This is a genomic window from Streptomyces smyrnaeus (genome assembly GCF_017676345.1).
Lineage (GTDB): Bacteria > Actinomycetota > Actinomycetes > Streptomycetales > Streptomycetaceae > Streptomyces > Streptomyces smyrnaeus.
Genome location: NZ_JAFFZM010000003.1, coordinates 247,061 through 270,524, shown reverse-complemented (window position 1 = coordinate 270,524; position 23,464 = coordinate 247,061). Strand labels below are relative to the sequence as shown.

Genomic DNA, 23,464 nt, shown 5'->3' with positions numbered 1-23,464 from the left:
CTCAAGGCCGCGCGGGGGCGCCGAGCGCGCCCCCGCGCAGCCGTTTCTGACACACCCCAAGGAGTCCCGGTGCAAGATCTGCCGGATCAGCTGGCGAACGGACTCGCACTCGGCGCGTTGTACGGCCTCATCGCGATCGGGTACACGATGGTCTACGGCATCGTCCAGCTCATCAACTTCGCCCACGGCGAGATATTCATGATCGGCGGCTTCGGCGCGCTGACCGCCTACCTGTGGCTGCCCGACGGCACCGGCCTGGCCGTCGCCCTCCCCCTGATGATCCTGCTCGCCGTCGTATGCGCCGTGCTCGTCGCCATCGGCGCCGAACGCTTCGCCTACCGGCCGCTGCGCGGCGGGCCCCGGCTCTCCCCGCTGATCACCGCGATCGGGCTGTCCCTCGCGCTGCAGCAGGCCGTCTGGGCCTTCTACCCCGACGCGAAGAAGGCCCGGCCCTTCCCGCAGCTCGGCGGCAGCGACTTCGACCTCGGCTTCGTCACCCTCTCCCGCGAGGACCTGTTCATCTTCGTCTCCGCACCCGTGTGCATGCTGGCGCTCGGCCTGTTCGTCGCCAAGACCCGCACCGGACGCGCAATGCAGGCCACCTCGCAGGACCCCGACACCGCCAAGCTGATGGGCGTCAACACCGACCGCATCATCGTGATGGCCTTCGCCATCGGTGCCGCCTTCGCCGCCGTCGCCGCCATCGCCCAGGGTTTCAAGACCGGCGAGGTCAACTTCCGGATGGGCTTCATCGCCGGGCTCAAAGCGTTCACCGCCGCCGTACTCGGCGGCATCGGCAACATCTACGGCGCCATGGTCGGCGGCCTCGTCCTCGGCGTCGCCGAAGCCCTGGCCACCGCCTACATCGGCGACATCCCAGGGCTCGAACAGTTCGGCGGCGGCTCCTGGAAGGACGTATGGGCGTTCATCCTGCTCATCCTCGTCCTCCTCGTACGGCCCCAAGGAATACTCGGCGAACGCCTCGCGGATCGGGCGTGATACCCATGACGACTCAGCACACCACCGGCACCCCCGCCCCCGGCGAAGCGGCCACCACCGCGCCGCACACCTCCACCGCGGGCCCACCGCCCCTGCCGCTCAACCCCGACCCGCACACCAGCCGCAAGCTGGGCCGCATCCTCATCGGCGCCGGAGCCGTCGTCTCCTTCGCGAGCACCATGCTCCCGTGGACCTGGACCTCCGCGTTCCCCGGCGATCTGACCATCGCCATGTACCCCGCCGGGCTCCAGCTGCTCACCCTGGCCGCCGCCGTACTGACCGCGGCCGTGCTGCTGGCCACCGCCGGCGTGAGGGGACTGCGCTGGCTCACCCCCGGCGGCAAACACAGCACCCTGCTGCTGCTCACCGTCGGCAACCTCGCCACCACCTGGTACACGGCCGCGGCCATCGCCGTCGAGCTGGGCGGCATCGTCAACTTCGAACCCGGCATGTGGATCGCCGTCGCGGGCACCGCGCTGGCCGTCGTCGGCGCCCTCGCCCTGCCCACCGACCTCCCGCCGGACCCCTCCGCCTCATCCACCTCGTCCGCAGCCGGGACGGACGAGCGGCCCGGGAGCTGGCAGCGGCTCCGCCACGCGCTCAAGGCACCCGCGCCCGGCACCGCCGCACCCCTCCCCGGCTGGGCCGAGATCGTGGTGATCTGCGCCGCCTGCGCCATCGGACTCTACGTCTTCGCCTACGGCATCGAAGCCGAGGACGGACCGCCCTTCATCGGCTTCCTCGTACTGGCCGCCTTCGTCTTCCCCGCGCTCGCCCGGGCCGGACTGCCCAAGCGGCTGTCCGTACTGGCCGGCCGCAACCGCAACACCACCCTGGCCGCCGCCTTCGTCGCCGCACTGCTCTTCCCCATCACCCAGAGCAACGAGGCCTACACCAACATCGCCGTCAGCGTGCTGATCTTCGCCACCGTCGCCCTGGGCCTCAACATGGTCGTCGGCCTCGCCGGCATCCTCGACCTCGGCTACGTCGCCTTCCTCGGCGTCGGCGCCTACACCGCGGCACTCGTCTCCGGAGCCGAGACCTCCTCGCTCGGCATCCATGTGCCGTTCTGGGCCGCCGTGCTCATCGGCGCCGCCGTGGCCCTCGTCTTCGGCCTGGTCATCGGCTTCCCCTCGCTGCGGCTGCACGGCGACTACCTCGCCATCGTCACCCTCGGCTTCGGGGAGATCTTCCGTATCTCCGTACAGAACCTCGACGGTGACTCCGGCCCCAACATCACCAACGGCCCCAACGGCATCCCCAACATCCCCGACCTGAAGATCTTCGGCTTCGACCTCGGACAACCCCACACCATCCTCGGCTTCGAACTCGGCCGCTTCGCCAACTACTACCTGCTGATGCTGGTGTTCACCGCCATCGTCGTCACCGTCTTCCGGCGCTCCGACGACTCCCGCATCGGCCGCGCCTGGATCGCCATCCGCGAGGACGAGACCGCGGCCCGCGCCATGGGCGTCAACGCCTTCCGGCTCAAGCTCATGGCCTTCGCCCTCGGCGCCACCCTCGCCGGCATGGCAGGCACCGTCCTCGCCCACGTCGAGTTCTCCGTCACCCCCGAGTCGTACAAATTCGTACACACCGCACCACCCAACTCCGCGTTCCTGCTGATCGCCGTCATCCTCGGCGGCATGGGCACCGTCAGCGGACCGCTCATCGGCGCCGCACTGCTCTACCTCATCCCGGCCAAACTCCAGTTCATGGCCGACTACCAGCTGCTGCTCTTCGGGATCGCGCTCATCCTGCTGATGCGCTTCAGGCCCGAGGGCCTGATCGCCGACCGCCGCAAACAGCTCGAATTCCATGAGACGGGACAACTCGACACCCCTAAGGCAGCCACCCCCGGCCTCGGCAAGACGGAGGCGTGAGACGAGATGACGACCACCACACCAGCCGACGCACCCGCACCCGGATCCGGACCCGCCCCGGGCGAGGTCGTACTCGACGCCTCAGGGGTCACCATGCGGTTCGGCGGCCTCACCGCCGTACGCAACGTGAACCTCGATGTGCACGCCGGAGAAATCGTCGGACTGATCGGCCCCAACGGCGCCGGCAAGACCACCTTCTTCAACTGCCTCACCGGCCTCTACATCCCCACCGAAGGAACGGTGCGCTACAAAGGCACCGTCCTGCCCCACCGCTCCCACCTGGTCACCCAGGCAGGCATCGCCCGGACCTTCCAGAACATCCGCCTGTTCGCCAACATGACCGTCCTGGAGAACGTCCTCGTCGGCCGGCACACCCGCACCCACGAAGGCCTCTTCTCCGCCCTCATCCGCGGCCCCCGCTTCCGCAGAGCCGAGCAGGAATCCGAAGAACGCGCCATGGAACTGCTCCGGTTCACCGGCCTCCAGGACAAACGCGAACACCTCGCACGCAACCTCCCCTACGGAGAACAGCGCAAGCTGGAGATCGCCCGCGCCCTCGCCAGCGAACCCGGACTGCTGCTGCTCGACGAACCCACCGCGGGCATGACCGCCGTCGAGACCACCGCCACCCGCGAACTCGTCCTCGCCGTCCGCGAACAGGGCACCGCCGTACTCGTCATCGAGCACGACATGCGGTTCATCTTCAACCTCTGCGACCGGGTCGCCGTCCTCGTCCAGGGCGAGAAACTCGTCGAAGGCACCCCCGAAACCGTGCAGCGCGACGAACGCGTCGTCGCCGCCTACCTCGGCACCCCCTTCGAAGGCGAACCGGGCGAGGCGGAGGCAGCCGAAGTACAGGCGGCCGAAGAAGCCGACACCCCCGGCGCGCAGCACGGACAGCAGGAAGGGAAGACGGACTGATGGCCCTGCTCGAAGTCGAGGACCTACGCGTCGCCTACGGCAAGATCGAGGCCGTCAAAGGCATCTCGTTCACCGTCGACGCCGGCGAAGTCGTCACCCTCATCGGCACCAACGGCGCCGGCAAGACCACCACCCTGCGCACCCTCTCCGGACTGCTCAAACCCGTCACCGGGAAGATCACCTTCGGCGGAGAAGTACTCAACGGGGTCGGCGCCCACAAGATCGTCTCCATGGGCCTGGCCCACTCCCCCGAGGGCCGCCGCATCTTCCCCCGGCTCAGCATCGAGGAGAACCTCCAGCTCGGCGCCTTCCTCCGGAAGGACGCCGACGCCGTGGCCAAGGACATCGACAACGCCTACGAGCGCTTCCCCATCCTCGGAGAACGCCGCCGCCAAGCCGCCGGCACCCTCTCCGGCGGAGAACAGCAGATGCTCGCCATGGCCCGCGCCCTGATGTCCCGCCCCAAGCTGCTGATGCTCGACGAGCCCTCCATGGGGCTCTCACCGATCATGATGCAGAAGATCATGTCGACCATCAGCGAGCTGAAGGAACAGGGCACGACGATCCTGCTCGTCGAACAGAACGCCCAGGCAGCGCTCTCCCTGGCCGACCACGGCCATGTCATGGAGACCGGCAACATCACCCTCTCGGGAACAGGTGAGGAACTGATGCACGACGAGTCGGTACGCAAGGCGTACCTCGGCGAGGACTGAGAGCCGGGCGGCCGGGGCCCCGGCAGGAACGGGGCCGGGGCGACCCCGCCCCGGCCCCGGCCACCGCATCCGGCCTACTGCTGCTTCTTGCGCTCCTCGGCGTCAGCGATGACCGCCTCCGCCACCTGCTGCATCGACAGCCGGCGGTCCATCGACGTCTTCTGGATCCACCGGAAAGCGGCCGGCTCCGTCAGCCCGTACTGCGTCTGCAGCACGCTCTTGGCCCGGTCCACCAGCTTCCGCGTCTCCAGCCGCTGAGAGAGGTCGGCGACCTCCTTCTCCAGCGTCTTCAACTCCGTGAACCGGGAGACCGCCATCTCGATGGCCGGCACCACATCGCTCTTGCTGAACGGCTTCACCAGGTAGGCCATCGCCCCGGCGTCCCGAGCCCGCTCGACCAGCTCCCGCTGGGAGAACGCCGTCAGCATCAGCACCGGCGCGATGCTCTCCTCCGCGATCTTCTCGGCCGCGGAGATACCGTCGAGCACCGGCATCTTCACATCGAGAATGCACAGGTCAGGACGGTGCTCACGAGCCAGCTCCACCGCACGTTGGCCGTCTCCGGCCTCGCCGACGACGGTGTAGCCCTCCTCCTCCAACATCTCCTTGAGATCCATCCGGATCAGCGCCTCGTCCTCCGCGATCACGACCCGGGTCGTCGCCGGAGGTACATGCGCACTACCGTCCGTCGAGGCCTCCGCCTCGACGGACTCTGCACTCTGGGCACTCTCAGGCTCGGGGAAGTCCGCCGCGCTCACTTGGCTCCTCGTTTCCGCACAGGTGGGACCTTCGAGCCTACCTAGGTGTTGTAAAGTGAGAACACAGCGGGTAGGCGTTAGCCTGCGATTCCGTTGGCCCCGGTAGTCCAATTGGCAGCAGACAATGGATTCAAAACCCATACAGTGTCGGTTCGAGTCCGACCCGGGGCACTTCACCTTCGATTCCAAGGTGACAAGCGAAAGCGACTGACTCCACTCCATCGAGCTAACGGAGCCCCTTTCACCCTCCCGCGTCGTACGTATCAGCGAATGCTGCTCGCATGTACGACATCAACACGAGGAGGCGCGCTCTCGCACTCGTCGCGCAGGGCCGCAGCCTCAACTCCGTCAGCAAGCAGACCGGCATCTCGCGGTGGTGCCTCCGCTCGTGGCAGCAGAGGCTCCACCCGAGCCGCCGATGCACCACCACATGTGAGCGGTGCTCCTCTCCTCCTCGACCACCGGCGGACGTCGCTGCCTACAGCTACCTCTTAGGCCTCTACCTCGGAGACGGCTGCGTCAGTCGGCTGGCCCGCACCTACACTCTCCGGATCGCGTGCGCGGACGTCTGGCCCGGGCTCATCGACGCCTGCGAACAGGCGATGCGCCTGGTCCGACCGGAGAACAAGGTCTGCCGCGTCCAGCGTCCTGGCTGCGTCAATGTGACCGCCTACTCCAGTCACTGGCCCTGCCTCTTTCCCCAGCACGGACCCGGCAGGAAGCACGGGCGCCGGATCGTACTGGCCCCCTGGCAGCAGGAGATCGTTGACGTGTACCCCTGGGAGCTGATCCGTGGGCTCGTGCACTCAGACGGCTGCCGGATCACGAACTGGACCACGCGTATGGTCGGCGGGCAGCGGAAGCGCTACGAGTACCCGCGCTACTTCTTCACCAACAAGTCCGATGACGTTCGGCAGATCTACTGCCGCACCCTTGATCAGGTCGGGGTCGAGTGGAAGGTCACCAAGCGCGGCGCGGAGCCGTACAACATCTCCGTCGCCCGTCGTGCCTCCGTGGCGCTGATGGACGCGCACGTCGGGGCCAAGTACTAGGGGGTGAGGTCGGCGACGGTGGGGGCGATGGGGCCGAAGAGGTCGGCGATGGTGGTGAGGGCGGCCAGATGGAGGGTGGCGGCTGGGATGACGGTGGCGTCGGGGGCGGCCAGGGACCGGGTGGCGGTGGCCTCGGCGACGACGGTGGGGCGGTAGCCGAGGTTGAAGGCGCCCTGGGCTGTGAAGGTGACACACATGTGGGTCATGAAGCCGGCCAGCACCAGCTGTGTGCCAGCGCCGAGTTCTCGCAGGATCTTGTCCAGGTCCGTGTCGTGGAAGGCGTCGGGGTGGTGCTTGACCACGACGGGTTCTCCGTCGGCAGGGGCGACTTCGGGGCTGATGGCGCCGATGTCGGCGCGGATGTCGTAGGGGGTGTCCTCGCCGCCGTCGTTGACGATGTGGACGACGGGGGTGCCCGCGGCGCGGGCGGCGGCCAGCAGGCGGGCTCCGGCTGCGAGGGCCGGCTCGGCGCCTTCGAGGGTCATGACGCCGGTGCGGTAGGTGTTCTGGAAGTCGATCATGACGAGGGTGGTCTCGGCGAGCCGGGGAAGTCGGTTGTCGAGGCCGATCACCTCCCGCAGGCTCGGGGAAGGGGTCGGGGAAGCAGTCGGGGCAGCGGTCATGGCAGGGCTCCGTTTCATGAGTGTCGGTTCGGCAGGGGGTCGGCAGGGGTTCAGCCGGCGGTGCGGAAGCGGCGGCGGTAGGCCGCCGGGGTGGTGCCGATCTGTTTGCGCAGCGCTCGGTGGAGGGTTTCCACCGAGCCGAGTCCGCAGGCGGTGGCGATCCGGTCCAGCGGCTGGTCGGTGCTCTCCAGCAGGCGGCGGGCCGCCTCCACCCGGGCGGCCTCGACGTATGCGGCGGGGGTGGTGCCGGTCTCCTGGCGGAAGACCCGGGCGAAGTGCCGTTCGCTCAGGCACATGTGTGCGGCGAGGGCGGCGGCGGACAGGTCGCCGTCCAGGTGGTCGGCGATGAACATCCGTAGTTCGTCGATGTCCCGGCGGGTGGCCGGCGGCCGGCTCAGCGGAACCGAGAACTGGCTCTGGCCGCCTTGGCGTTTGAGGTACATGACCAGTTGCCGGGCCACCGCCAGGGCGATGTCCTCGCCCAGGTCCTCGGCCACCAGTGCCAGTGCGAGGTCCATGCAGGCGCTGATACCGGCGCCGGTCCACACGTTTCCGCACCGTACGAAGATCGGGTCGGGGTCCACCGTCACCGCCGGGTGGTCGGTGGCCAGTTGTGCGGCGGTCGTCCAGTGGGTGGTGGCCGTCTTGCCGTCCAGCAGGCCGGCCGCGGCCAGCAGGTGTGCGCCCACGCAGACCGACGCCACGCGCCGGGCCAGCGGCGCGGTCGTCTTGAGCCACGCCACGATGTCGGGGTCGATCCTGGCGACCGGCCCTTCGGGGGGCATGTCCACGGCGCCGGGCACCAGCAGCGTGTCGAGAACGCCGTCGACCTCGGCGAACGAGAGGTCCGCGACCAGCCGTATCCCCGCGGATGTGGTGATCACTCCGGCGGCGGGGCCGGCGAGCTGCACCTGGTAGCCCGCCCGGCCGCCGGTCTCCCGGTTGGCGAGCGCGAACACCTCGGCCGGGCCGGTGACATCGAGGAGGTCGACATCGGTGAAGACCGCGATGACGACCCGGCGGGTTGTGGTCATGCGCTCATCGTCACGCCTGGTCGGTCATGGCGGCAATGACGGTCTTCTGTCATATCCGGACACGGTGCGGGTGCCCCTCACGGGGGACGGACGGAGGCCGTCGCGGGGTGGCGCCCGGTGGTGGGCGGTGGCGCTCGGTGGTGATCCGCTGTGCGCGGCTACCGGTGCGCGATGTACCCGTGTGGGGCACTATGGCGCGCATGGTCGTGTTGACGTGTGCGGAAGCGCAGGGGCGGGCCCGGGTTGTCAGGGTCGAGCAGTATGCGGTGGATCTTGACCTGACCCGGGGGGAGGAGGTGTTCGGGTCCACGACCGTGGTGCGGTTCGCCGCGCTGGAGGCGGGGGTGGACACGTTCGTGGAGCTGCGGCCGAGCCGGCTGGTGCGGGCGGAGCTGGACGGGGCGGCGATCGATCCGGGCGAGCTGCGCGAGGGGCGGTTGCCGCTGCGCGGGCTGGCGGCCGGGGAGCATGTGCTCCGGGTCGAGGCGTTGATGCCGTACTCGCGGGTGGGCGAGGGCATGCACCGGTTCACGGATCCGCAGGACGGCAAGGTGTACGTGTACACGCAGTGCTGTGTCACCGATGCGCCGTTGGTGTTCGCCTGTTTCGACCAGCCGGATCTGAAGGCGGTCTTCCGGGTGTCGGTGACGGCGCCCGAGGGATGGACGGTGCTGGGCAACGGTGTGGCCGCCCGCGTCGGGGAGGCCGGCAGCGGCGCCGGCCGGTGGGAGTGTGCGCCCACGCCGCCGATCAGTACCTATCTGATGGCGGTGGCGGCGGGCCCGTTCCATTCGGTGCGCACCGAGCACGCGGGGCTGCCGTTCGGGCTGCATGTGCGCAGCTCGCTGGGCCGGTATCTGGAGGCGGACGCGGCGGAGTTGCTGGAGGTGACGCGGCGCTGCTTCGACCGCTATCACGAGATCTTCGACGAGCCGTATCCGTTCGACTCCTACGATCAGGCTTTCGTGCCGGAGTTCAACGCGGGTGCGATGGAGAATCCTGGTCTGGTGACCTTCCGGGACGAGTTCATCCACCGTTCGGCCGTCACGGAGACCGAGCAGCAGACGCGGGCCATGGTGATCGCGCACGAGATGGCGCACATGTGGTTCGGCGATCTGGTGACGCTGCGCTGGTGGGACGACATCTGGCTGAACGAGTCGTTCGCGGAGTACATGGGGTATCAGGTGTTGAGCGAGGCGACGCGCTTCGGCGACACCTGGACGGACTTCGCGGTGGCGCGCAAGAGCTGGGGTTACGACGCGGACGAGCGGCCTTCGACACATCCGGTGGCGCCGGATCCGGACGCGGTGCCGGACACGGCGGCGGCGCTGGGCAACTTCGACGGGATCTCGTATGCGAAGGGCGCGTCGGCGCTGCGGCAGCTGGTGGTGTGGCTGGGTGAGAAGAGTTTCCTGGCGGGCATCAACGAGCATTTCGCCCGGCACCGGTTCGGCAATGCGACGCTCGCGGACTTCCTGGACTCGCTGGCCCGTGCTTCGGACCGGGATGTGCGTGGCTGGGCGGAGAGCTGGCTGCGTACGACGGGGGTGGACACGCTGGTGCCGCGGGTGGGCGAGTCGGGGGCCCGGCGGTGGTACGTGGATGTGGAGCATCGGGGTGATCGTCCGCACCGGTTGGCGGTGGGGTTGTACGACCGGGCTGCGGCGGACGAGTCGCGGTTGGTGCTGCGGGAGCGGCTGGAGCGGGATGTGCCGCCGGACGGGGGCCGGTTGACGGTGACGTTGGACGGGCCGCGTCCGGATCTGGTGCTGGTCAATGATCTGGACTGGACGTATGCGAAGGTGCGGCTGGATCCCGTCTCGTGGGGGACGGTGCGTTCGGTGCTGTCCGGGTTGCCGGGGCAGTTGTCGCGTGCGGTGGTGTGGAACGCGGCGCGGGACATGCTGCGGGAGGCCGAGTTGGGCCCGTTGGAGTATGTGCGGATGGCGCGGGCACATCTGCCGTTCGAGACGGACAACGCAGTGGTGCAGGGGGTGCTGGCGTTCGCGCGGGGGTATGCGGCCGACCGCTGTCTCTCAGGTGCCCAGCGCACGGAGGCGCTGGGGCTGCTGGGCGAGGTGTGTCGGGAGTTGCTGGCCGCCGGGGGTGGCGGCGGTGTCGTAAGTGGGGCGGGTGCCGGTGGTTCGGGGGTGCGGCTGACGGCTGCGCGGTATTTCATCGACTGCGCGACCGAGCCGGCGGAGCTGCTGGCGTGGCAGGCGGCGGGCGAGGTGCCGGGGGGCGGTCCGGCTCTGGATGTGGAGCTGCGGTGGCGGCTGCTGTTGCGGCTTTCGGTGCTGGGTGCGGTGGATACTGCCGAGATCGAGGAGGCCCGGGCGGCCGATGCGAGTGCGCGCGGTGCGGAGGCCGCTGCCCGGTGCCGGGCGGCGCTGCCCGAGGCGGCGGCCAAGGAGAAGGCGTGGGAGGACATGTTCGGCCCTGCGGACGCGTTGTCGAACTATCTGTTCACGGCGACGGCGCAGGGTTTCTGGCAGCCGGAGCAGTCGGGGCTGCTGCACGGGTTCGTGGCGCGGTACTTCACGGATGTGGTGCCGTTGGCGGCGCGGCGGGGCCCGGCGCTGGCGGAGGCGGCGGGGCGGTACGCGTTCCCGGCCGTCTTCGTGGACGAGGAGACGCTGACCCGGGGTGAGGAGTGTCTGGCCTCGGGTCGTCCGGTCCCGGCGCTGCGGCGTCGGCTGGAGGATCAGCTCGATGATCTGCGGCGTGCGCTGGGGGTGCGCGCGGCGATCTCCTGAGCGGCGACGCGGCTGCGGGCCCGTCGGCGGGCGGGCGGGCAGGTGCGGGCGGCAGGTGCGCGCGGCGACCCTTTTATCAGATCCGTCGCGCGGATCGGCTCCCGGCTACCTCCTTCGGGCGAAGTAGCGCGGAGATCGTCGGGTGGTGGGGCGCACGGCACCTAAGTTAGGTCGCCCTAACCACCCAAGGCCGCCGTCGTGTTCGGTTCGGCCGCCGCGTACGAAAGAGCCGCCATGTCTGCGTTCACCGTCGATGGCCTGCAGGATGTCGCCCCGGGACCGGGGGGAAGGGCAGGTCCGGATCCCGGTCCTGAACCGGGACCGGGCCCGGACACCGGTCAGTTGCTCGCGGGCGGGGCCGCCGGTCCGGCCGCGCTGCGCCCACTGCTCGGCACGGTGGTGGGAGCGTTGTCGCGGGGGGCGGTGGAGCGCGGCGGGCCGCTGCCGGCCGGCGGTCCCGAGGCGGTCGCCGCGCGGGTGCGGGCGGCTGTGGGTGCGGTGTTGCCGGAGCGGGGCGCTGGGGCCACCGAGGCGCTGGACGTCCTGGTCGACGCGGTGGCGCGGGGGGCCGCCGACCCCGCGGACCCGCTGTGCGCCGCTCATCTGCACTGTCCGCCGCTGGCGGTGGCGGCCGCCGCCGATGTGGCGGCCAGCGCGTTGAACCCGTCGCTGGACTCGTGGGATCAGGCGCCCGCCGCCTCGGAGCTGGAGACGCTGGTGTGCGGTGCGCTGGCGCGGCTGGTCTTCCCCTCGGCGGGTGCGGCGGTGGGGCCGGACGCCTCGGCGGCGGGGCCGGACGCGCTGGTGACGACCGGTGGTACGGAGGCGAACCAGCTCGCGCTGCTACTGGCCCGGGAGCGGGCCAGCACCGCGGCGGAGGGTGATGGCGGCCCGGTGCGCGTGGTGTGCGGCGCGAACGCGCACCACAGCGTGCACCGTGCGGCGTGGCTGCTGGGGATGGCGCCGCCGCTGGTGGTGCCGACGCCCCGCGGGGTGCTGGATCCCGCGGCGCTGGAGACGGCGCTGGAGGATCTGGCGCGCGGCGACGCGGCAGCGGACCGGACTGCGTCGGGGCGGGCCGGCGCGGTGCCATGGGTGGTGGCGACGGCGGGGACGACGGACACGGGCGCGGTGGATCCGCTGCCGCGGCTCGCCGAGGTGGCGCACCGGCACGGCGCGCTGCTGCACGTGGACGCGGCGTACGGCGGTCCGCTGCTGTTCAGTGCGGCGCTGCGGGGGCGGTTGGCGGGTCTGGAGCGCGCCGACAGTGTGACGTTCGATCTGCACAAGCTGGGCTGGCAGCCGGTGGCCGCCGGATTTCTGGCCGTGCCGGACCGGACGGCGCTGGGCGTCCTGGACCATCGCGCCGACTATCTCAACGCGGACGACGACACCGAGGCGGGGCTGCCGGATCTGCTGGGGCGCTCGTTGCGCACGACGCGGCGCCCGGACGTGCTGAAGGTGGCGGTGACGCTGCGGGCGCTGGGGCGGTCGGGGATGGCCCGGTTGGTGGAGCGCACCTGTGCGGCGGCGGCGGAGCTCGCGGACCGGCTGGCGCGGGACGAGCGGTTCGAGCTGTATGCGCGTCCGGTGATCTCCACGGTGGTCTTCCGCCCGGTGGGCGGGGACGACGCGCTGGTGGCGGGGGTGCGCCGGCAGTTGCTGGAGCGGGGTCAGGCGGTGTTGGGCCGGGCTGCGCTGGGCGGCCGGCTGTGGTGGAAGGTGACGCTGCTCAACCCGGCGGTGCGGGGCAGTGATCTGGCCGCGCTGCTGGAGCTGGTGGCTCGGGCGGCGTCGCCTGGTGCGGCGGCGGACACGGCAACGGCGGCGGATCGTGCGGCGGCGGGGCAGGTGGCGGGACCGGAGTCGGAGGGATCGGTATGCGAGGGAGTGGACGCGTGAGGGACGGCGAGGAAGCGCGGGCGGCGGCAGAGTCGGCGGCGGAGCCGCTGGATCTGGTGGGGGTCGGGATCGGCCCGTTCAACCTTTCGCTGGCGGCGCTGGGGGACGGGGTGCCGGGGCTGCGGTGCGCGTTCTACGAGCAGCGGTCCGCCTTCCGCTGGCATCCCGGGCTGCTGATCGAGGGGGCGACGCTGCAGGTGCCTTTCCTGGCGGACCTGGTGACGCTGGCGGACCCGGCGAGCCCGTGGTCGTTCCTGCGGTTCCTGCGGGAGCGGGAGCGGCTGTTCCCGTTCTACTTCGCGGAGCGGTTCCACATCGAGCGGGCCGAGTACGACGCGTACTGCCGTTGGGTGAGCGAGGGGGTGCCGGGGCTGCACTTCGGGCACCAGGTGGACGCGGTGCGCTGGAACGCCGAACAGGAGCTGTTCGAGGTCGACTTCACTCAGCTGGACGCGCACGGCGAGGCGGAGGCGCTGGGCAGGTCGTACGCGCGCAACGTGGTGCTGGGGGTCGGTACGGCACCGTATGTGCCGCAGGCGCTGCGGCCGTTGGCGGAGGCGCCGTCGGTTCCGGTGTACCACTCCTCGGAGTATCTGGAGCATCGCGAGGAGCTGCTGGCGGCCGGGCATGTGACGGTGATCGGGTCGGGTCAGTCGGGTGCGGAGGTATTCCTGGATCTGCTGCGCAGGCGGCCGGTGGGGCGGGAGCGGCTGCGCTGGCTGACGCGCAGCGGTGCTTTCGCGCCGATGGAGTACAGCAAGCTGGGGCTCGAACACTTCACCCCGGACTACACCCGCTACTTCCACGGTCTGTCCGAGCGGGTGCGCGACGGGCTGCTGCCGCGCCAGTGGCAGCTGCACAAGGCGGTGGACGCCGAGACGCTGGCGGCGGTGCACGACGAGCTGTACCGCAGGACGCAGGCACTGAACGACGGTGGCGGTGACGGTGACGGCGGGGGCTGGCCGGACGCGGTGCTCACCCCGGGGGTGCGGGTGCGGACGGCCGGGAGGGGCGGCAGGTCGGGACTGGAGCTGCACGTGGAGCACACGGAGCAGGAGGAGCGCGGTGTCCTGACTACGGACGCGGTGGTGCTGGCGACGGGTTACACCGAGCGTGCGACGGACGGGATGCTGGCGGCGCTCCACCCGTATCTGCGGCGGGACGGCTCGGACCGTCCGCTGGTGGACGAGGAGTACCGGCTGGTGCTGGACCGCGCGGTCACTGGTGCGGTCTTCGTGCAGAACGCGGAGCGGCACACGCACGGGGTGGGCGCCCCGGATCTGGGGCTGGCGGCGTACCGCAGCGCGGTGATCCTCAACGCGATGACGCGGCGGGAGAGTTATCCGCTGCCGAGGCGTACGGCCTTCACCCGCTTCGGGCTCCGGGAGGAGCGGTCGGGCGCCGCCGGTGCCGCGGGGCCCGCGGGCCGGTCTGCCACAGTTGGCGTATGACGCAGATACCCGGAACATGGCCGACTCCCGACCCGCCGCCCCACGGTGCCGGCTCCGCCGCAGGGCCGGACTCCGCCGACGCGGACGGCGGCTTCGGGGCGCTTCCCTACGGCACTCCTCAGGCGCCGCGGGTGGCGGTGCGCGGGGAGGCGAGCTTGGAGTTCGACCCGGACTACGCGCGCATCGGTGTCTCGGTCTCCGCGCGCGGTACCGACCGGCGCGCCGCGCTGGAGGATCTGACGCGGCGCAACGCGCGAGCGCTGGAGCTGATCAAGAGCTACGGCGACGCGGTGCAGAAGTTGTCGACGGGTACGTTCAGTGTGCAGCCTCAGATGCGGGACGGCAGCAAGCGGGAGCGCGTGCACGCCTACGACGGGCGGGTGCGGCTGAACGCCACCGTCACGGATTTCACGGTGCTGGGCGAGTTGACGACGCGGCTCGCCGATCTGGAGCTGACTCAGGTGCAGGGCCCGTGGTGGGGGCTGTGGCGGAATTCCCCGGCGCACCGTGAGGCGCGGCAGCAGGCGGTGCGGGAGGCGGTGACGCGGGCCCGGGAGTACGCGGAGGCGCTGGGGGCGCGGCTGGTGGCGCTGGTGGAGCTGGCGGATCTCGGTGCGGAGAACAGCGTTCCGCCGCCGTTTCCGGCGGCGCCCGGGGGGATGCGCGGGTACGGCAGGGCGGCGGGGCCGCCGCCGGAGCTGGATCTGGAACCGCAGCGGCAGACCGTCTCCGCGCAGGTGAATGCGCGCTTTGTGATGAGTCCGCCGCGGTTGGAGTGATCCGCGAAGGAGTCGGTGCGCGAGGAGCACGCGAGGGGTGTGCGAGGAGTGCGGGGGCTGTTCCGTCTCGGCGGTCGAGACGGAACAGCCCGGTGCATGCTCATCAGAGCGAATGGGCGCCCAATTTATTAGTTGTCCTCGGGATTCAATGGCTTTTCGGTAAAGGGCGGTTGGACAATTGTCCAGTGACGGTTCTTTACGCGTCGGTAAGTCTTAGGCTCTGGCTATGCGCCGAGCAAAAATCGTCAGCACCCTGGGCCCGTCCACCGACTCGTACGAGCAGATCAAGACGCTCGTGGAAGCGGGAATGGATGTCGCCCGGTTCAACATGAGCCACGGCACGCACTCCGAGCACGAAGAGCGCTACCACCGGGTGCGCGCCGCCGCCGAGGAGACGAAGCGGAACGTGGGGGTGCTCGCGGACCTTCAAGGTCCGAAGATCCGGCTGGGTCGATTCCAGGAAGGGCCTGTACTCCTTGAACGGGGCGACGAGTTCGCCATCACCGTGGAGGACATGGAGGGTGACCGCTCGATGTGCGGCACCACCTATCCGGGACTGGCCGCCGATGTCACGGCCGGTGAGCGGATCCTGGTGGACGACGGCCGGGTCACCCTGGAAGTCACCCGCGTCGAGGGCTCCGTGGTGCACACCATGGTCATCGAGGGCGGGATGGTCTCCGACCACAAGGGCCTCAATCTGCCGGGCGTCGCCGTCTCCGTGCCCGCGCTCTCCGACAAGGACGTCGAGGACCTGCGCTGGGCGCTGCGCACGGGTGCCGACCTGATCGCGCTCTCCTTCGTGCGCAGCGGGCACGACATCAAGGAGGTGCACCGCGTCATGGCGGAGGAGGGCCGCCAGCTGCCGGTCCTCGCCAAGCTGGAGAAGCCGCAGGCGGTGGCGAACCTGGAGTCCATCGTCGACGCGTTCGACGGTGTCATGGTCGCCCGCGGTGACCTGGGCGTGGAGATGCCGCTGGAGCAGGTGCCGCTGGTGCAGAAGCGGGCCATCAAGCTGTGCAGGCGGAACGCCAAGCCGGTGATCGTGGCGACGCAGATGCTGGACTCGATGATCGACGCGTCCCGCCCCACCCGCGCGGAGGCCTCCGACGTCGCCAACGCGGTGATGGACGGCACCGACGCGGTGATGCTCTCGGGCGAGACGAGCGTGGGCAAGTATCCGATCGAGACGGTGCGCACGATGAGCCGGATCGTCGAGGCGGCCGAGGAGGACATGCTCGCCAAGGGGCTGCCGCCGCTGACGCAGAGCAGCAAGCCGCGCACCCAGGGCGGCGCCGTGGCGCGGGCGGCAGCGGAGATGGGCGACTTCCTCGGCGCCAAGTACCTGGTGGCCTTCACCCAGTCCGGCGACACGGTCCGCCGGCTGTCCCGCTACCGCTCCCCCATCCCGGTGCTGGCGTTCACCCCGGACGCGTCGACCCGTTCGCAGCTCAATCTCACCTGGGGCGTCGAGACCTTCCTCGGCCCGATGGTGCAGACCACGGACGAGATGGTGGACCAGGTCGACGAGATGCTGCTGAAGCTGGGCCGCTGCGACCGCGGTGACCTGGTCATCATCACCGCCGGCTCGCCGCCCGGAGTCCCCGGCTCGACCAACCTGGTGCGGGTGCACCGGCTGGGCGAGGAGGACTCCTGAGGCAGGACTTCTGAGGGACGATTCCCGGACCGGTGCGACCCGGCCGCCGCGACCCGGCGGCCGGGTCAGCGGTCCCGCTGCCCGGCTCCCCCGGCGATCTGCTCGTGGTGGCGGATGACCTCGGCGATGATGAAGTTCAGCAACTTCTCGGCGAAGGCCGGGTCCAGCTTGGCGTCCTTGGCGAGCTCGCGCAGGCGGGCGATCTGCCGGGCCTCACGGGCCGGATCGGCCGGGGGCAGCTGGTGGTCGGCCTTGAGGCGGCCGACGCGCTGGGTGCACTTGAAACGCTCGGCGAGCATGTGCACCACGGCGGCATCGATGTTGTCGATGCTGTCGCGCAGCGCGGTCAGCTCCGCGCGTACGGACTCGTCGGGCTGCTGGATGTTGCTGCTGGTCATCGCTCGACCCTATCCGCTGAGCCGACTGCACGGGATGGTCGGCGGGTGGTCCGGGTCGGGGACGCGGCCGGCGTAGCCGCCGGGGACCTTGCGGGACTGGGTGGCGCGGAAGTGGATGGGCGGGGTGCCCACCCGTCGGGTGAAGAGGCGGGAGAAGTAGGCCGGGTCGTCGTAGCCGACGCGGCGGGCGACCGTGGAGACGGGCAGCTGGGTGCCGGCCAGCAGTTCCTTGGCGCGGCCCAGCCGGATACCCAGCAGATAGTCCTTCGGGCTGCACCCGGCGCTGCGGCGTACGGCGGCGCGCAGCTCGGCGGGGGTCATACCGTGCCGGGCGGCGTGGTCGGCCACGGAGAGCGGGAGGAACGCGTCGCGGGCCAGGGCCTCCAGCACGGGTGCGCCGTCGGCCGTGGTGTCGGCGCGGGCCCTGCGCAGGGCGACGAGGAGTTCGTGGACGGCTGCGGCAGCCTCCACCTCGAGCAGCGGATTCCCGGGGCGGGCCGCGCGGGCGACGCGCGCTATGGCGGCGCGGGCCGGGTCCGCGTCGGTGAGCGGGACGAGGGGGCGGCCCGGCTCGATGCAGCCCAGTTCGGTGTAGGCGGTCACGGCGGAGCCGGTGAAGTCGACGAAGCTCTCGTCCCAGCCCTCGCGGGGGTCGGCGCCGAAGTGGTGCGGTACGCCGGGGACGATCCACAGCAGCGCGGGTGCCACCACCTCTTGGCGGGCCCCTTCCGGATCGCGGGGGTCGACGTACCAGCCGCGGCCGCCGCTGACGACGACCGCGACATGGTGGTCGAGGGTGCGGGGACCGACCGGGGGCAGAGCGCCGTGCTGCATTCCGACGCCGAGGCAGACCAGTCCGAGGCGGTGGTGGACGGGCCCCGGAGTGAAGTGCCGCATCCAGGACTGGTACCGGTGCTCGGCCACCGCAGGCGCTCCCCTCACTCGTTCAGGGCAGCAGCGTACGGTGATCACCCCGGTCGGTCACCGGTCCGTCGGCCGGCGACCGCCGCTCATGCGCTCGCCCGGGTCACCGTGAAGGTGTCCAGTACGAACTCGGCCTTGCCGTCGTCACCCACGTTGCGCAGGCCGACCCACGCCTCGCCCTGTTCGGGTGCGGTGAACTCGTAGGTGTGGGTGGCCGTTCCGGTGGCGACCGGCAGCGGTGTGCGCTCCAGCTCCCGTGCGTCCGGCTCGTCCACCCCGGTGACCCAGGCGTACTGGCCTGCCTTCTCGTTCTGGTAGCGGAACGCGACGCGGTAGGTCTTCCCCGGCTCGAAGCGGGCGGTGTGCGCGACCGTGCGGTGGACGAGGCCGGTGTTCTCGCCCCGGGACTTGAGCGACTCGCTCCCCCCGATCACGTCGTCGACAGCTTTGCCGTTCCAGCCGCGCTGGGTGTAGGGCGCGTGCCGCTGGGCTGGGGGCACCTCCCAGCGTTAGCTGGGGGAGGGTGCGCGGGTCGGTGGTGCCGCCCGCGTCGCCCTTGACGAACGGCCCCCAACCGTGCGGCACATGCTCGAAGTCCTCGTGCACGAGTGTGCCGCGCCGCCCGGAGGGAGTGCCGGGGACGATCCGTACGTCGTCGAAGCGGACCGGTACCTCGCCCTTCCCCACCGTGAGGGCGAGGGTGACCGGTCCGCCGCCTTCGGGCACGGTGAACCAGGTCGTCATCCGCTGGAAGCGGGTGCCGTGCTTGAGGTCGGCCGCGACGTGGTTGGTGGCGGTGGAGGATGTGGTCCAGTTCTGCGCGGTGACACCGTCGGCGGTGCGGACGGTGAGCGCGGCACGGCGCCGGTGGCCCGCCTCGGTGCCCACCTGCACCTGGACCGAGGCGGCGTAGCTGCCCGGCCGCAGCCGGGCCGCGCGCTGGCTGACGGAGGCGGCGCCGCCCGGCGGGAAGACGAGCTCGTTGTCGCCGCGTTCGCCGGCCGCCACGCTGGCCGCGCCCTGGACGGTCCACGCCGCGAGATCGCCCGCGTGGAAGCCGGGGTCGGCCAGCGGGGTGCCCTCGCCCCAGCGGGGGTCGGGCGGTGCGGGCGCGGGGGTGCGGTACAGGACGTACGGCTGGTCGGGCTCGGCGGTCAGCGTGACCTCGCCGCCCGAGACGGCCACCCGGCGCGGTGCGCCCCGGCCCCGGCCGGTCAGCGGGTGGAGATGGACCGTGCGGGCGTCCGACCAGCCGGCGGGCAGCCGCCAGGTGGTGCATCCGCCGCGGGGGTTGTAGTGGTAGAGCTTCGGCGGGTCGGTGGCCTTGCGGGGCTCCCAGGGCAGCAGGTACGTGCCGTCGTCGTAGACCTTCCGGCCGTCGGTGGTGATGCGGCGCCTGCCGTCGGTGTCGGTGACGGTGGTGGCCTCGGCGCCCTCGAAGGTGATCTCGTGCTCCCGCCAGGTGCGGATGGGCCTGGCCTGGAGGTACTTGGCGGGGAGGCTGTGGGTCCAGATGAGCCGGTAGAAGGCGTGCCAGTCGGTCTTGCCCCGCCAGCCCTCGTAGTTGCCCATCCGGGCCGCGCCGAGCAGGGTGGGCCACTTGTCGGCGAAGACGTCCTTCTGGTGGTTGCGGATGAAGCGGATGAGGCGGGAGTTGATGCCGCGCGAGGTGTCGCCGCCGTAGTCGGTCTCGGTCGCCCAGTGCGACCACAGCGCCGACCGCTCCAGGCCGTGGCCCCACTCGGTGGTGACCATCCAGCCCTGTTCGTCCAGGACCCGCTGGAGGCGGTCGGAGGTCCAGCCCGACTCGCCGAAGACATCGATGTAGAGGCAGTTGAGTCCCTCGTCGGTGTCCTCGCGCAGCTTGCGGAAGCGCGCGGTGATGTCGCCGGATACCAGGTCGCGGCGCTGGTCGATGCGGTAGGACTGGTCCAGCCAGTCCCACTGTTCGTCCGTCTTGTCGACGAGGGTCTCGGAGAAGGCGTGGGCGACCGGGTACGACTCGGTGGCGTTGACGTGCACCGCGAAGTCGCAGTTCCACCGCTTGCCCTTGCGCAGCAGGGTGTTCAGGTCCGCCAGCCCGCCGGCGCGATTGTTGTAGTTGCCCGCGTAGTCGGGGTGCGCGGAGTCGTGGCCCTCGGACTGGTAGCCCTTGAGCAGGGCGAACTGGCGCAGCCCGTCGGTTGCCAGGTGGATGCGTTTGACGTGGTCGAGGGTGGTCAGGAACGGGTTGGTGGCCTGGCTGGCGAAGTTGAACGGGATGTGCGGGACCACCCGCAGATGCTGTTCGTCGGCGCCGCGCGGTTCGACCATGATGTCCCGCATCGCGATGGCCGCGTCCTGCCAGTCGGCGACCCCGTCGCCGTTGCGGTCCCGGGTGACGACGACGGTGACCTGCGGCAGCGGCTCGGTCTGCTCGGGCCCGGCGGTGGCGGCGCGGTACGTCCACTGGCCGCAAGTCAGCCGGGCCACCACCGCTTTCCGGTCGCTGACCGTCTGCCGCCAGAACCTGCCGTTCTCCCAGGTGGCGCCCTTGGTCCCGGTCGGCTCGTCGTAGCTGGTGTTGGTCTCGACGGCCGCGGCGAGATCGCCGGTGGCCACGACCGCGTATGCGCAGCCGACCGGTTCCGGATCAATCCGGGTGCCGTCGGCCAGTTCGACGAGGGTGTCGCCGCTTGCGGCCTTGTCCAGCTCGATACGGGCGGCGTACAGCACGGGCGCGGGCCGCTGGTCGGAGCGGACGGACAGAAAGGCCAGCTGCGGGAGGCCGAGCGTGCCGATGCGTCCGGTGGCGCTCTCCTCGATACGGGTGACGCGCCAGTGCACCTGGTGGCCGTCGGCCTCGATCTCGACGGTGAGTACGGTGCCGGTGTCCAGGGTGAGGGTGTAGGTGATACTGCGGGCGCCCGGTCTGCTCGTGACATGGGGCCGGTGTTCCGCGCCGTCGACCAGGAGGCTGTCGCCCTACGGTCCGGTTGGGCGACCCAGCCTTCGCCGACGGGTGTGCGGCTGCCTATGGACAAGTGTGGGCAGTTGTTGGACTTCCGGATGCGCCGGGGGCGTCCTGTTCGAGCTCGTGGATCAGGACACCCTCGCGCAGTGCCCAGGGGCACAGCTGGAGCGTCTTGATGTCCAGCAGTGTCATGGTGGTGTGCGCGACCAGGGCGCCGGCCAGTGCCTGGCCGGCCCGGGCGGGGGAGATACCGGGCAGCTCGGCGCGTTCGGCGGCCGGGAGCCGCGCCAGCCTGCTCAGCTCCTTGCGCAGCCGGCCGCGCTTGAGATAGCGCGGGGTGAACGGGCCTTCCCTGCCGGGCGCCGCCCCGCACAGCCGGGCCAGCTGGTGCAGTGTGCGGGAGGTGGCCACCGCGGTGTGCGGCTGCTCCCAGCGGATGCGGGCGGTGACATCGCGCAGTTGGTGCCGTACCTGGCGCCGTACGGCCCGCAGTTGCTCGGCGGGCGGCGGGTCGGCGGGGCCGAAGTGCTCGCGGGTGAGCCGGCCGGCGCCCAGCGGGGCCGAGACGGCGAGGTCCGGCACTCCGGAGCGGCCGAAGGCCACCTCCACGGAGCCGCCGCCGATGTCGAGCAGCACCATCGGTCCGGCCCGCCAGCCCATCCAACGCCGGGCCGCCAGGAACGTCAGCTCCGCCTCGCGGCGACCGGACATGATCCGCAGCTGGAGCCCCGAGCGTTTGTGTACGGCTTCGACGATCTGGTCGCGGTTGGGCGCCTCTCGGACGATGGCCGTCGCGAAGGCCGCCAGCCGGGTCACTCCCCAGGACCGGGCCTCCTCCTCGGCCGCCGTGGCCGCTTCGGCCAGCCGCTCGACCGCGTACTCGGGCAGCCGGCCCTCGCTGTCCACGTCGTCCGCCAGCCGCAGCCGGTACTTGACGGTGTGCACCGGGAGGGGAACCGCTCCGGTGGCGTCGGCTATCTCCAGCCGTACGGTGTTCGAACCGACATCCAGTACCCCCACGCGCAAGCCGAAACCTCCCACCGACGACCGTACCGCGCCCTCGTCTGTTCGTGGCCCGGGCCCCGTGAGTGGCCGTGGGGCGCACGGGGGCCGCGGGGCGGGAGAGCGCCCCGCGGCCGCGGCCGTCAGGCGGCCGGCACGCGCCCGGTCGCGTGCGGGCGGACGGTGCGGTGCCCGGGCCCGGCGGCACGGTGCCGTCCCAGGACGCAGCAGTTGTCCATGGCCTCCAGCCCGGTGCGCACCTGGTCCCCGGCCAGCCCGGCCTGCTGGGCGATCCGTTCGACGGTGGGGGCCTGGGCCCGGGTGGTACTGCTCAGCTCTCGGACGGCGGCGCGCACCTTCTCACTCAGCTCACGTACCTGGTGGGACGTGTGCACGTCCCGGCGGTCGCGGACGTGACGGTGGCGTGCGGCGCACATAGGATCTCGCTCCTCCCGGTCTCGAACATCCCCGGCAACCGCGGGAGGCGGCTCGGGTGACACACCCGGGGCGACCGTTGGCGGTCACCTCCCGCGGATGTGCCTGTCCTCCCAAGCACCTGGCGTTTCGTCTTACCGGCAGCACCGGCCGCAAACCCCGGTGATCGCAACTTTTCTCAAGGGGCAATGGTTGCCGTCTGCCGTCCCGTGGTGCCGGTGGTGTCCGTGGTGCCGGTGACCGAGGATGCCCGGCGGGGCGCCCGGGGCGGCGTTATCGTGGCGGTAGGCCGCGTGCTGGGGGTGTGGGATGGGTGGTTCGGTGGCTGACCCCGTGGAGCGGGGGTTTCCGCACCTGGAGACGGTGCGCGAGGCGATCACGGCGCTGTATCGGCGGATGTCGGCGGACTCCGTCCGCGGCTTCGACACCAGCGTGGCCCCGGGGGATGTCGCCTTCGCGGACGCCGACGACCTGTATCTGGGGGCGCAGCGCGTCGCGGGAGTGATGGTGCGGCACCTGCGGCTGCCCGAGGCGCGGGTGATCGTCAGCTTCCGCGAGATGACACATGCGGCGAACGTCGAACTGACGGCCGGGCCCGAGTACTTCGTGGAGCTGAACTCCCGCTTCAAACGCCACCGCCACGACATCGGCGCCGCCCTCGCCCACGAGGTCACCCATGTCTGGCTGCACCGCCTCGGCCTGGCGTTCGACGGCACCCGGGCCAACGAGATCCTCACCGACACCGCCACCACCTATTTGGGCGCCGGCTGGCTGCTACTGGACGCGTTCCGGCAGGACGCCCTCACCTCGCAGAAGCTCGGCTATCTGACCCCGGAGGAGTTCGGCTACGTGCTGGCCAAGCGGGCGCGGCTGTTCGGGGAGGACCCGGCGATCTGGTTCACCAGCCCGCAGGCGTACGAGGCCTACGAGCGGGGGCGGAAGGTGGCCGACCGGGACGAGGAGGTGCCGCCGCTGGCGGCCGCGCCGTGGCTGGAGCGGCGGCGCTATGTGCGCGACCGGCGGCACGGGCAGGGCGGCGGCACCGACGCCGGCCCGGGCGCCGCCGGGTACTCCTTCGAGCCGGGCGACGGCTCGGCGCTGCGGGTCTCCTTCCCGTGCCCCACCTGCCGGGTGCGGGTGCGGGTGCCGGTACGCGGACATGTGCGGGCCCGGTGCGGGCTGTGCGGCTCGGTGTGGCCCTGCGACACGTAGGAAGCCCCGGCCCCC

At 71.1% G+C, this 23,464-nt stretch carries 18 protein-coding genes, 1 tRNA gene and 1 pseudogene; 12 read left to right on the top strand and 8 right to left on the bottom strand.

From position 1 onward, the window contains the following. Window positions 1–69 precede the first annotated feature (69 nt). The 4 genes from JW613_RS07325 to JW613_RS07310 are packed head-to-tail and all read left to right on the top strand — an operon-like array spanning window position 70 to window position 4,516. Window positions 70–999 (top strand): branched-chain amino acid ABC transporter permease, encoded by a 930-nt coding sequence (locus JW613_RS07325; RefSeq protein WP_185016527.1) that lies wholly within the window; start codon window positions 70–72, stop codon window positions 997–999. A gap of 5 nt (window positions 1,000–1,004) precedes the next feature. After that, window positions 1,005–2,882 carry a branched-chain amino acid ABC transporter permease gene (locus JW613_RS07320; RefSeq protein ID WP_209209873.1) on the top strand — a complete coding sequence of 626 codons (1,878 nt, stop codon included), beginning with the start codon at window positions 1,005–1,007 and terminating at the stop codon, window positions 2,880–2,882. A 6-nt stretch (window positions 2,883–2,888) separates the two neighbouring features. Next, window positions 2,889–3,803, top strand: a complete 915-nt coding sequence (locus JW613_RS07315) for an ABC transporter ATP-binding protein (protein ID WP_209209872.1) — start codon at window positions 2,889–2,891, stop codon at window positions 3,801–3,803. Further along, entirely contained in the window at window positions 3,800–4,516 is a 717-nt protein-coding gene (locus JW613_RS07310; RefSeq protein ID WP_209210002.1) for an ABC transporter ATP-binding protein, read from the top strand. Before JW613_RS07315 ends, JW613_RS07310 begins: the two co-directional genes overlap by 4 nt. Before the next feature lie 74 nt (window positions 4,517–4,590). Here JW613_RS07310 and JW613_RS07305 read toward each other — a convergent pair whose 3' ends face one another. Next, window positions 4,591–5,274 (bottom strand): ANTAR domain-containing response regulator, encoded by a 684-nt coding sequence (locus JW613_RS07305; RefSeq protein ID WP_209209871.1) that lies wholly within the window; start codon window positions 5,272–5,274, stop codon window positions 4,591–4,593. Window positions 5,275–5,370: 96 nt separating this feature from the next. Here JW613_RS07305 and JW613_RS07300 point away from each other — a divergent pair. Both JW613_RS07300 and JW613_RS07295 read left to right on the top strand, forming a co-directional pair. Next, window positions 5,371–5,445: transfer RNA gene (locus JW613_RS07300), tRNA-Leu, on the top strand. A gap of 110 nt (window positions 5,446–5,555) precedes the next feature. After that, a complete protein-coding gene (locus JW613_RS07295) occupies window positions 5,556–6,326 on the top strand; it encodes a helix-turn-helix domain-containing protein (RefSeq protein WP_209209870.1) in 771 nt (256 codons plus the stop codon). Here JW613_RS07295 and JW613_RS07290 read toward each other — a convergent pair. Both JW613_RS07290 and JW613_RS07285 read right to left on the bottom strand, forming a co-directional pair. Then, entirely contained in the window at window positions 6,323–6,949 is a 627-nt protein-coding gene (locus JW613_RS07290) for an isochorismatase family protein (RefSeq protein WP_209209869.1), read from the bottom strand. The genes JW613_RS07295 and JW613_RS07290 overlap by 4 nt on opposite strands. 50 nt (window positions 6,950–6,999) lie before the next feature. After that, a complete protein-coding gene (locus JW613_RS07285; protein ID WP_209209868.1) occupies window positions 7,000–7,983 on the bottom strand; it encodes a GlxA family transcriptional regulator in 984 nt (327 codons plus the stop codon). A gap of 200 nt (window positions 7,984–8,183) precedes the next feature. Here JW613_RS07285 and pepN point away from each other — a divergent pair, with 200 nt between their 5' ends. The 5 genes from pepN to pyk all read left to right on the top strand — a co-directional run bounded on the left by pepN (window position 8,184) and on the right by pyk (window position 16,525). After that, a complete protein-coding gene (pepN, locus tag JW613_RS07280) occupies window positions 8,184–10,739 on the top strand; it encodes an aminopeptidase N (protein ID WP_209209867.1) in 2,556 nt (851 codons plus the stop codon). A gap of 234 nt (window positions 10,740–10,973) precedes the next feature. Then, the gene (locus JW613_RS07275; RefSeq protein WP_209209866.1) at window positions 10,974–12,641 is read left to right on the top strand and encodes a pyridoxal phosphate-dependent decarboxylase family protein; all 1,668 of its coding nucleotides are present in this window, start codon (window positions 10,974–10,976) and stop codon (window positions 12,639–12,641) included. After that, on the top strand, window positions 12,620–14,092 hold the full coding sequence (locus tag JW613_RS07270) for a lysine N(6)-hydroxylase/L-ornithine N(5)-oxygenase family protein (protein WP_209209865.1): 1,473 nt from the start codon (window positions 12,620–12,622) through the stop codon (window positions 14,090–14,092). The genes JW613_RS07275 and JW613_RS07270 overlap by 22 nt, the downstream gene beginning before the upstream one ends. After that, window positions 14,089–14,871, top strand: a complete 783-nt coding sequence (locus JW613_RS07265) for an SIMPL domain-containing protein (protein WP_209209864.1) — start codon at window positions 14,089–14,091, stop codon at window positions 14,869–14,871. Before JW613_RS07270 ends, JW613_RS07265 begins: the two co-directional genes overlap by 4 nt. Before the next feature lie 226 nt (window positions 14,872–15,097). Next, entirely contained in the window at window positions 15,098–16,525 is a 1,428-nt protein-coding gene (pyk, locus tag JW613_RS07260) for a pyruvate kinase (RefSeq protein ID WP_209209863.1), read from the top strand. 65 nt (window positions 16,526–16,590) lie between these two features. Here pyk and JW613_RS07255 read toward each other — a convergent pair whose 3' ends face one another. The 5 genes and pseudogenes from JW613_RS07255 to JW613_RS07235 all read right to left on the bottom strand — a co-directional run bounded on the left by JW613_RS07255 (window position 16,591) and on the right by JW613_RS07235 (window position 22,239). Beyond that, window positions 16,591–16,923 (bottom strand): chorismate mutase, encoded by a 333-nt coding sequence (locus JW613_RS07255; RefSeq protein WP_209209862.1) that lies wholly within the window; start codon window positions 16,921–16,923, stop codon window positions 16,591–16,593. Between the two features lie 9 nt (window positions 16,924–16,932). Continuing rightward, on the bottom strand, window positions 16,933–17,820 hold the full coding sequence (locus JW613_RS07250; protein WP_209210001.1) for a helix-turn-helix domain-containing protein: 888 nt from the start codon (window positions 17,818–17,820) through the stop codon (window positions 16,933–16,935). 113 nt (window positions 17,821–17,933) lie between these two features. Beyond that, window positions 17,934–20,805, bottom strand: a pseudogene (locus JW613_RS36740) (endo-alpha-N-acetylgalactosaminidase family protein); the annotation flags it as partial. A 55-nt stretch (window positions 20,806–20,860) separates the two neighbouring features. Beyond that, entirely contained in the window at window positions 20,861–21,826 is a 966-nt protein-coding gene (locus tag JW613_RS07240) for a Ppx/GppA family phosphatase (protein WP_099886397.1), read from the bottom strand. Window positions 21,827–21,945: 119 nt separating this feature from the next. Next, a complete protein-coding gene (locus tag JW613_RS07235) occupies window positions 21,946–22,239 on the bottom strand; it encodes a sigma-70 family RNA polymerase sigma factor (protein WP_209209861.1) in 294 nt (97 codons plus the stop codon). Window positions 22,240–22,546: 307 nt separating this feature from the next. On the opposite strand from JW613_RS07235, the gene JW613_RS07230 reads away from it, so the two are divergent. Continuing rightward, window positions 22,547–23,449 carry a hypothetical protein gene (locus JW613_RS07230; RefSeq protein ID WP_209209860.1) on the top strand — a complete coding sequence of 301 codons (903 nt, stop codon included), beginning with the start codon at window positions 22,547–22,549 and terminating at the stop codon, window positions 23,447–23,449. Window positions 23,450–23,464: the final 15 nt, after the last annotated feature.

Excerpts from the sequence above, each read along its gene's own strand:
- JW613_RS07255 (WP_209209862.1), bottom strand. The coding sequence starts at position 16,923 with ATGACCAGCAGCAACATCCAGCAGCCCGACGAGTCCGTACGCGCGGAG.
- JW613_RS07270 (WP_209209865.1), top strand. The coding sequence starts at position 12,620 with ATGCGAGGGAGTGGACGCGTGAGGGACGGCGAGGAAGCGCGGGCGGCG.
- pepN (WP_209209867.1), top strand. The coding sequence starts at position 8,184 with ATGGTCGTGTTGACGTGTGCGGAAGCGCAGGGGCGGGCCCGGGTTGTC.
- JW613_RS07230 (WP_209209860.1), top strand. The coding sequence starts at position 22,547 with ATGGGTGGTTCGGTGGCTGACCCCGTGGAGCGGGGGTTTCCGCACCTG.
- JW613_RS07290 (WP_209209869.1), bottom strand. The coding sequence starts at position 6,949 with ATGACCGCTGCCCCGACTGCTTCCCCGACCCCTTCCCCGAGCCTGCGG.
- JW613_RS07250 (WP_209210001.1), bottom strand. The coding sequence starts at position 17,820 with ATGCGGCACTTCACTCCGGGGCCCGTCCACCACCGCCTCGGACTGGTC.
- JW613_RS07275 (WP_209209866.1), top strand. The coding sequence starts at position 10,974 with ATGTCTGCGTTCACCGTCGATGGCCTGCAGGATGTCGCCCCGGGACCG.
- JW613_RS07320 (WP_209209873.1), top strand. The coding sequence starts at position 1,005 with ATGACGACTCAGCACACCACCGGCACCCCCGCCCCCGGCGAAGCGGCC.
- pyk (WP_209209863.1), top strand. The coding sequence starts at position 15,098 with ATGCGCCGAGCAAAAATCGTCAGCACCCTGGGCCCGTCCACCGACTCG.
- JW613_RS07285 (WP_209209868.1), bottom strand. The coding sequence starts at position 7,983 with ATGACCACAACCCGCCGGGTCGTCATCGCGGTCTTCACCGATGTCGAC.
- JW613_RS07295 (WP_209209870.1), top strand. The coding sequence starts at position 5,556 with ATGTACGACATCAACACGAGGAGGCGCGCTCTCGCACTCGTCGCGCAG.
- JW613_RS07315 (WP_209209872.1), top strand. The coding sequence starts at position 2,889 with ATGACGACCACCACACCAGCCGACGCACCCGCACCCGGATCCGGACCC.
- JW613_RS07235 (WP_209209861.1), bottom strand. The coding sequence starts at position 22,239 with ATGTGCGCCGCACGCCACCGTCACGTCCGCGACCGCCGGGACGTGCAC.
- JW613_RS07265 (WP_209209864.1), top strand. The coding sequence starts at position 14,089 with ATGACGCAGATACCCGGAACATGGCCGACTCCCGACCCGCCGCCCCAC.